Source organism: Mycobacterium sp. 852002-51613_SCH5001154 (assembly GCF_001667425.1).
Lineage (GTDB): Bacteria > Actinomycetota > Actinomycetes > Mycobacteriales > Mycobacteriaceae > Mycobacterium.
Map to the genome: position 1 here is coordinate 138,404 of NZ_LZII01000031.1, position 7,713 is coordinate 146,116.

Sequence of the window (7,713 nt, forward strand, 5' to 3'; positions counted from 1 at the left end):
CGCTATCCCTTCACAGCGCCGGAGGTCAACCCGGCGATGATTCTTCGTTGGAAGATTAGAACAAAGAGGACGATCGGGACCGTGATCACGACGGCACCGGCCGCGATCGACCCGGTGGGTTCCTCGAATTGCGAACTGCCACCGAAGTTCGCGATGGCCACCGGGGCGGTGATCGCCGCCTTGGTGGCGGTCAGCGACAGCGCAAGCAGCAGGTCGTTCCAGGCGAAGATGAACACCAGAATCGCCGCGGTGACCACCCCGGGCGCGGCCAGCGGGACGATCACCTTGCGGAACGCCTGGGCCGGTGTGGCACCGTCCATTTTCGCCGCCTTCTCCAGATCCCACGGAATCTCCCGGAAATACGCCGACAGCGTGTAGATGGCGAGCGGCAGAGCGAATGTGATGTAGGGCAAGATCAGCCCGGGCCAGGTATCGAACAGGCCGACGAAGCGTTCGATGTTGAACAGCGGGGTGACCAGCGAGATCGCCGGGAACATGGTGACCAGCAGGGTGGCACCGATCAGCATCCGCTTGCCCGGGAAGTTCAGCCTGGCGATCGCGTAGGCCGCCATCGCGCCGAGCCCCACCGCGATCGCGGTGGTGATCAACCCAATCCCGATCGAGTTGACCAGCGCCGAGCTGAACAAGTCACCGCGGAAGATGCCACGGTAGTTCTCGAAGGACACCGACGACGGAATCAGCTTGCCGTCCTTGACCGTTGACGTCGGCTTGAGCGAGAGGCTCAGGATCCACAACACCGGAACCAGTGCGTACACCACCACCACGGTGTCTAGCAGGACCCAGCCGGCCCAGGCCCGCCCGGGGCCCGCTTTGTTAGCGGCCACCGACGTCACCACCGGGCGCCGCGGCGCCGAACGCCTTGATGTAGACCAGCGCGATGATGCCCACACAGAGGAAGATGAGCACGCTGATCGCCGAGCCCAATCCGACGTTGAACCCCTTGAAAAGGTTGTCGTAACCCAGGATTGACACCGAGTCGGTGTTGTTGGCGCCGTCGGTCAGCACGTAGATGCTGTCGAAGATGCGAAAGGCGTCCAGCGTTCGGAAGAGTAACGCGACCACCACCGCCGGCTTGATGATGGGCAGGGTGATGCGCATCAGCCGCCGCCACGGCCCGGCGCCGTCGACCTGGGCGGCCTTCAGCAAGTCTTCGGGCACCAGCGCCAGCCCGGCCAGCAGGAGCAGCGACATGAAGGGGGTCGTCTTCCAAACCTCGGCCAGGACGACGATGCCGAGCGACGGGATCTGGGCGGTCAGGGGGGCGCTGCCCTGCGGCAGAAGGTTGGCCAGATAGCCGGTTCCCGGCGTCCAAGCGTAGTACCAGCTGTAGGACGCGACCACGGTGACGATGCCGTACGGAATGAGCACCGCGGTGCGCACCAGGCCCCTACCGACCAACGTGCGGTGCATCACCAGTGCCAGCGCCAGGCCCAACACGAACTCGAGCGACACCGAAACCGCTGCTATTCCCAGGGTTACGGCCAGAGCGGTCCACCAATAGCGGTCGGTCAAGATCGTTTGGTAGTTGCTCAACCCGACGAATGCGGTGTCGTTGGGGGTGGCGAGGTTGTTGCGCTGCAGGCTCAGCCACACCGCATAGCCGATCGGGTAGGCCGTCACCGCCAGCATCAGGATCGCCGCAGGCGCGACGAGCACAAAGGCAAGTCGCCGTTCCGGCAGCTGGTTTCGGGCCCGAGGGCGTGGCGCGGCGGCTACGGTCATCAGCGTCGCTCTCCCCCGCGAGCGGGCGGTACCCCCACTGCATCGTCGCCGGCGCGGGTCACGGCAACAGCCCCTTGCCGTCGATGGCCTTCTGCGCCTGCGCGGTGAGTTCGTCGGCCGTCCGCTCCGGGTCGATTTCGGCGATCGGGCTCAGCGCCGCCGACAGCCGCAGCGACAGCGCCTGATACACCGGCGTGGCCGGCCGCACGGCGGCATCGGTGAGCTGTTGCCGAATGATCGTGTACATCGGATATTTGGTCTGGAATTGCGGGTCGGAGTACAACGACGCCCGGACCGCGGGCAGGCCACCCGCCATCGACACGTATTTCTGGCTCTGCAGGCTGCGCAGGCAGCGCACGGCTTCGAAGGCCTCCGCACGGTGGCGGGTAGTGCTGGCCACGGCGAGGTTCAACCCGCCGAGCGTCACCTTGGCTGGCCGGCCCGGCGCCACACCGGGATACGGCGCGAATCCGAAGACCCGCCGGCTGGCGTCGTAGGCGATGCGGAACTGCTCGTCGCTGGGCACGAACGTCCCGACGTCGTTGATGCTGCCCGCCAGGGCCGGGTCGCGGTTCAGCGGCAGAAAGGGGACACCGCCCTTCACCGCGTTCTCCAGCATGGAGGCCAGCACATACGGCCAGTTGACTTCCAATGCGGCCTTGCCCTGTTCGACCGCCAGGCGCGCCGTGCCTTCATCGGTCCGGCTGATCGACGGGTCGGCCCCGGGGGCGGAAGCGACGGACTTGAGGATGCGCAGCGCGTTGACGGTCGCGGCCCGGTGTGCGGGCGTGTCGGTCAGCGTGACCTGGCGGCCGTCCTCGGAGAGCACCTGACCTCCGCCGCTCACCAGCAGCGTGTTGAACCACACAACCAGGCCCTCACCCTCGTTCGCCTGCACGGCGATCCAGGCGGGCTGACCCGCGGCGTGCAACCGGGCGGCCTCGCCCACCATCGCATCCCAGTCCTGCGGCGGTTGGCTCACCAAATCGGGCCGGTACCAAAGCAATTGCGTGTTGGTTATGACGGGTTCGGCATACAGCCTGTGCTTCCAGCGGGCCGTCGCCAGCGGGCCGGGCAACGTGTCAACGGCGGCGTCCGCGTCGGCCCGCCCCTCGGGGTCGTCGGATAACGGCAGCGCCCAGCCCGCCTCGGCGAACTCCGCGGTCCACACCACGTCCAGCGCCATCACGTCCAGCCCGCGGTCATGGGCGCTCAGCCGCCGCGCCAGCTGCACTCGCTGCTCCCCGGGACCCCGCGGCAGGCTCACGTGCTGGACGGTGAACCGTCCCCGCGATTGCCTGGTGCACTCTTGTGACACCGCCGTGAACGTGGCCGAGTCGGTGGCCGGCGTGAAGAAAGTGATCACCAGCCCGTTTCCGGCGGACCCGCAGCTAGAAAGCGCCGCCGTGGTGGTCACCGTCGCCAGCGCGATGACGCCCATCCGGCGCAGGCGCCCGGGACGTTTCACCACCGATTCACACCTCTCGCGCGCGGCCTCAAATCGCTAAGCGCGCCAACAGATCCCGTGCCTTCTCCGCGTTCTGCGGATCGCAGAGCACGTCGTAGCGGCCGGCCACCAGCTGCATGGTCGAGCTGAAATCCCTTGTGCCACGGGCCATCGCGTACGGGACCGCGGAGGTGATCAAACCGAAGAAGACACCGGCGACCAGGCCGGTGGCCAGCGCAGCCCACGGATTCGGGCTGAAGAACCCGAGCACCAGCCCGATGAACAAGCCCAGCCAGGCCCCGCTGAGCACACCGCCGCCGAGAACCTTTGGCCACGTCAGCCGACCGGTCACTCGTTCGACCTGCATAAGGTCGACGCCGACGATGATCACTTGCTGCACCGGGAACTGTTGCTCGGAAAGGTAGTCGACGGCTCGCTGCGCCTCGGCGTAGGTCGGATAGGAGCCGACCGGCCAGCCCTTGGGCGGGGTCGGTAACGAGGGGACGCCGCGCCGGGCGGCCGCCGCACCGGCGGGCGTGGCGCCTGGAACTTGACCGGGCTGGAAAGGACTAGTCATTGGTGCTCATTCTGCTCCGCCCTGGCCGAGGTCACATCTCGGGCCCTCATAGCCTATCCAGCGACCGCACGCCAACCTGCGAAGACAAGACCCCGCGGTCCGCAGGTCCGCGGCGATTCGCCACCAATCCCGCACTTGAGCATCGGCTAGGTTGAACAGCATGACAGCGCCCGGCGATGACTTCGGCGAACGCGCCCACGATGACCAGGCCAAACCGACGCCCGCCGGCAGCGGGGCTCCGGAACAGCCCGAGGCGCCGTGGGAGCCGCCCGCATCGGCGCCGACGCCGGAATATCCGCCCCCGGCCTATCCGCCGCCGGCGTATCCCACCGAGCACCACCCGGGTTACGGGAGCCAATACCCGCCGCCGCCACCCGGATACGGGCAGCCGCCGGGCTACGAACAGCCGCCGGGCTACGGCCCGCCGCCGTACCAGCCGGTGCCTCCGCAATTCGGCGGGCCGCCCGCCGGCTACGGGCCACCGTCTTATCCGGGCGGCTACTACCCCGCGCCGGACTACCTGGGCGGCTACGGGTTGCCGAGCGGACTCAAGCCGGGCACGAACAAGCTCGCTATCGCGTCGCTCATCTCGTCGTTCACCGGTGTGTTCTGCTGCTGCCTCGGCTCGATCGCGGGCATCGTGATGGGAGTGGTCGCGCTCAATCAGATCAAGCGCACCCAGCAGGACGGCTACGGCCTCGCGGTCGCCGGCATCGTCATCGGCGTCGCAACCCTGGTGGTGGGCCTGATCTTCGCGATATTCGCGATGCACTCGCGTTAGCACCATCGCGTAAGCGAGCGAACACCGCCGCCATCTGCCCTGCCGCCCGGCGCTGCCTAGGCTTTCCCCATGGCATCGGTCAACAGGGTCTACATCGCCCGGCTCTCGCGGATGTTGGTGCTGGGTCCACTCGGCGAGTCCTTCGGCCGGATCCGCGATGTGGTGATCAGCATCAGCATCGTGCGTCAGCAGCCGCGCGTGCTGGGGTTGGTCGTCGATTTGGCGACGCGGCGCAGCATCTTCATCCCGATGCTCCGGGTCACCTCGATCGAACCGGAGGCGGTCACGCTCAACACCGGCAGCGTGTCCCTGCGCCACTTCGAACAGCGTCCGGGCGAGGTGCTGGCGATCGGCCAGGTGCTCGACACTCAGGTCAGGGTCAACGACCCCGCGCTGCCCGAGCTGGCCGGTCTCGATGTCGTCGTCACCGACCTGGGCATCGAACAAATGCGCACCCGCGACTGGATGGTGAGCCGGGTAGCGGTCCGCAGTCAGCGGCGGCTGGGCCGGCGCGGCCCCGTGCACGTCGTGGATTGGCAAAACGTGCAGGGCCTCACCCCGTCGGCGCTGGCGCTGCCGGGCCAGGGGGTGGCGCAGCTGCTGAACCAGTTCGAGGGCTGGAAGGCGGTCGATGTGGCCGACGCCATCCGCGGGCTGCCGCCCAAGCGGCGCTACGAGGTGCTCAAAGCGCTCGACGACGACCGGCTGGCGGATGTCCTGCAGGAACTGCCCGAGCTGGACCAGGCCGACGTGCTGTCCGAGCTGGGCACCGAACGCTCGGCCGACGTGCTCGAGGAGATGGATCCCGACGACGCCGCCGACCTGCTCGGCGTGCTGAATCCGACCGACGCCGAGATGCTCCTGACCCGGATGGACCCGGGCGAGTCGGCCCCGGTACGTCGGCTGCTGGCACATTCGCCCGACACCGCGGGCGGCCTGATGACGTCGGATCCGGTGGTGCTGACACCCGACACGTCGGTCGCCGAGGCGCTGGCCCGGGTCCGCGACCCCGACCTCACCCCCGCCCTGTCGTCCATGGTGTTCGTGGTGCGCCCGCCCACGTCCACACCCACGGGGCGGTACCTGGGCTGTGTGCAGCTGCAGCGGCTGCTGCGCGAACCACCGGCGGCGTTGGTCGGTGGGATAGTCGACAACGACCTGCTCACCCTGACGCCGGAAACGCCGCTGGGGGCGGTGACCCGCTACCTGGCCGCCTACAACCTGGTGTGCGGACCGGTCCTCGATGACCAGAACCACCTACTGGGCGCGGTGACGGTGGACGATCTTCTCGATCACCTGTTGCCGCACGACTGGCGGGTCGATGTGCAGGCGCTCGACGTCACCGGCCGGCTCGAAGAACTGGGAGGATCCGCGTGAGCACGTCCTCGACCCCGCGCCGGCTCTACACCCCGCGGACGTCGCGCAGGTACTCGCCTCGCCTCGACCCCGAGGCCGTCGGCCAGATCACCGAGTCGATCGCACGCTTCTTCGGCACCGGCCGCTACCTGCTGGTGCAGACCATCCTCGTGGTGGCCTGGATTGCGCTGAACCTGTCCGCGGTGAGTCTGCGGTGGGACCCGTACCCCTTCATCCTGCTCAACCTGGCCTTCTCCACGCAGGCCGCCTACGCGGCGCCGCTGATTCTGCTCGCCCAGAATCGTCAGGAAAATCGCGATCGGGTCGCGCTCGAACAGGATCGCCATCGCGCCGCGCAGACCAAGGCCGACACCGAGTTTCTGGCCCGCGAACTCGCAGCCGTGCGACTGGCGGTCGGTGAGGTCGTGACCCGCGAATATCTGCGTCACGAGCTCGAGGGCCTACGCTCGCTGCTGGCGAATTTGGACGTCGAATCCGAGGGCTCTGAGGCGGCGCAGGGCGGTGACAGCGTCGACCGAAACGCAAGGAAATAGGGGCGTAATCAGTTCCGACCATTGCGCCACTCTGGTCACAAGAGTTATGTATGGTGATCTAGTTCACGGCTGAGAAGCAGTTGACCAGCTCACATACCTAGGACGGTCGAGTGCGCATAGGGGGACGCCGGGGTGCACACCCGGCCGCCGCGGCGGAGCGGCAACGAGCACTTCAGGTAACACGCACGCGTGCGTTCGGGGTCGCGACCATCACCCCGTTGATTTTCGCCGGAGCAGTGAGCGGAGCGGCGCCTTCGCTTCCCGAAAAACTCCCTCCGGTGCGCGCGAACATCACCCCGGTGGCCGCGGTGTCCCCTAGCATCCCCGACCTCTCCGGGCCCGCCGTCGTCCCCATCGACCGTTCCCCGGCCGCTTTCCACGTAGCCGAACCCGCCTTGTCGGCACCACCGCCAGCGATGATCGTGAATGCGCCTGGGGCGCTTGGCATCCCGAGCATCGCGCTGGCGGCCTATCGCAGTGCCGAGCAAAAGATGGCCGTGGCCGCCCCGAACTGCGGCGTCAGCTGGAACTTGCTGGCGGGGATTGGACGCATCGAGTCGGGGCATGCGGGCGGCGGCGCCGTTGACGCGCGCGGCACCGCCGTCGTCCCGATCTACGGCCCCTCGTTGGACGGCACGCTGCCGGGCAACGAGGTCATCCTGCAGAGCAGCACCGGCAACCGCCCCACCTATGCCCGCGCGATGGGACCGATGCAATTCTTGCCGGGCACCTGGGCGCGATACGCGTCCGACGGCAAAGGCGACGGCGTGGCCGATCCGCAGAACCTGTTCGACTCCACCCTGGCGGCGGCCCGCTACCTGTGCAGCGGCGGCCTCAATCTCCGCGACCCGTCGCAAGTGATGGCCGCGATCCTTCGCTACAACAACTCGATGGCCTACGCGCAGAACGTGCTGGGCTGGGCCTCGGCGTACGCCACCGGGGTGGTTCCGGTCGACCTGCCTCCGATGACGGGTCCGCCGCCTCCGCTCGGCGACGGCTTCCTCGAGCACCCCGAGGGACTCGGCCCCAACCTGCCGATGAACGTCAACGGGCTGCCGGTGGACGATCCCCTGGCGCGCGTGCCGCTGATCGACCTCGGCCAACCGCAGAGCGCCGGTCCACCGCCGATGTTCCCGTGGATGACCCCCGCCCAACAGCAGGCCCCGACGCGGCAGCCCGGCTGCACGGTGATCTGCGTCGGCTCCCAGAACCCGCCGCCCGCCGCCCCACCGTGGGCGCCGGCGCAGGCCCCACC

The 7,713-nt window shown here is 68.2% G+C and carries 8 protein-coding genes; 4 read left to right on the top strand and 4 right to left on the bottom strand.

Features of this window, described 5'->3' with window-relative positions; translation table 11 throughout:
* Positions 1-2 precede the first annotated feature (2 nt).
* From A5750_RS08350 to A5750_RS08365, 4 genes are read right to left on the bottom strand one after another with little or no spacing between them, the layout of a single operon-like run.
* Positions 3-845: a carbohydrate ABC transporter permease gene (locus A5750_RS08350; protein ID WP_066952923.1), complete on the bottom strand. Its 843-nt coding sequence runs from the start codon at positions 843-845 to the stop codon at positions 3-5.
* A complete protein-coding gene (locus tag A5750_RS08355) occupies positions 835-1,743 on the bottom strand; it encodes a carbohydrate ABC transporter permease (protein ID WP_067261992.1) in 909 nt (302 codons plus the stop codon). The genes A5750_RS08350 and A5750_RS08355 overlap by 11 nt, the downstream gene beginning before the upstream one ends.
* A gap of 58 nt (positions 1,744-1,801) precedes the next feature.
* Positions 1,802-3,184 (bottom strand): extracellular solute-binding protein, encoded by a 1,383-nt coding sequence (locus A5750_RS08360; protein ID WP_369829482.1) that lies wholly within the window; start codon positions 3,182-3,184, stop codon positions 1,802-1,804.
* A 55-nt stretch (positions 3,185-3,239) separates the two neighbouring features.
* Positions 3,240-3,767, bottom strand: a complete 528-nt coding sequence (locus tag A5750_RS08365; RefSeq protein WP_066952917.1) for a general stress protein — start codon at positions 3,765-3,767, stop codon at positions 3,240-3,242.
* A gap of 160 nt (positions 3,768-3,927) precedes the next feature.
* Between A5750_RS08365 and A5750_RS08370 the strand changes: the two genes are divergently transcribed.
* The 4 genes from A5750_RS08370 to A5750_RS08385 form a co-directional block, all read left to right on the top strand.
* Positions 3,928-4,548 (top strand): DUF4190 domain-containing protein, encoded by a 621-nt coding sequence (locus A5750_RS08370; protein WP_066952915.1) that lies wholly within the window; start codon positions 3,928-3,930, stop codon positions 4,546-4,548.
* A gap of 69 nt (positions 4,549-4,617) precedes the next feature.
* Positions 4,618-5,925 (top strand): magnesium transporter MgtE N-terminal domain-containing protein, encoded by a 1,308-nt coding sequence (locus A5750_RS08375; protein ID WP_066952913.1) that lies wholly within the window; start codon positions 4,618-4,620, stop codon positions 5,923-5,925.
* Entirely contained in the window at positions 5,922-6,458 is a 537-nt protein-coding gene (locus A5750_RS08380) for a DUF1003 domain-containing protein (RefSeq protein ID WP_067261997.1), read from the top strand. Before A5750_RS08375 ends, A5750_RS08380 begins: the two co-directional genes overlap by 4 nt.
* Positions 6,459-6,568: 110 nt before the next feature.
* A partial coding sequence (locus A5750_RS08385; protein WP_082959070.1) for a lytic transglycosylase domain-containing protein occupies positions 6,569-7,713 on the top strand: 1,145 nt, incomplete at its 3' end.

Bases quoted from the DNA above. Each gene is read 5' to 3' on its own strand.
- A5750_RS08360 (WP_369829482.1), bottom strand. From the start codon at position 3,184: ATGGGCGTCATCGCGCTGGCGACGGTGACCACCACGGCGGCGCTTTCT.
- A5750_RS08355 (WP_067261992.1), bottom strand. From the start codon at position 1,743: ATGACCGTAGCCGCCGCGCCACGCCCTCGGGCCCGAAACCAGCTGCCG.
- A5750_RS08375 (WP_066952913.1), top strand. From the start codon at position 4,618: ATGGCATCGGTCAACAGGGTCTACATCGCCCGGCTCTCGCGGATGTTG.
- A5750_RS08365 (WP_066952917.1), bottom strand. From the start codon at position 3,767: ATGACTAGTCCTTTCCAGCCCGGTCAAGTTCCAGGCGCCACGCCCGCC.
- A5750_RS08370 (WP_066952915.1), top strand. From the start codon at position 3,928: ATGACAGCGCCCGGCGATGACTTCGGCGAACGCGCCCACGATGACCAG.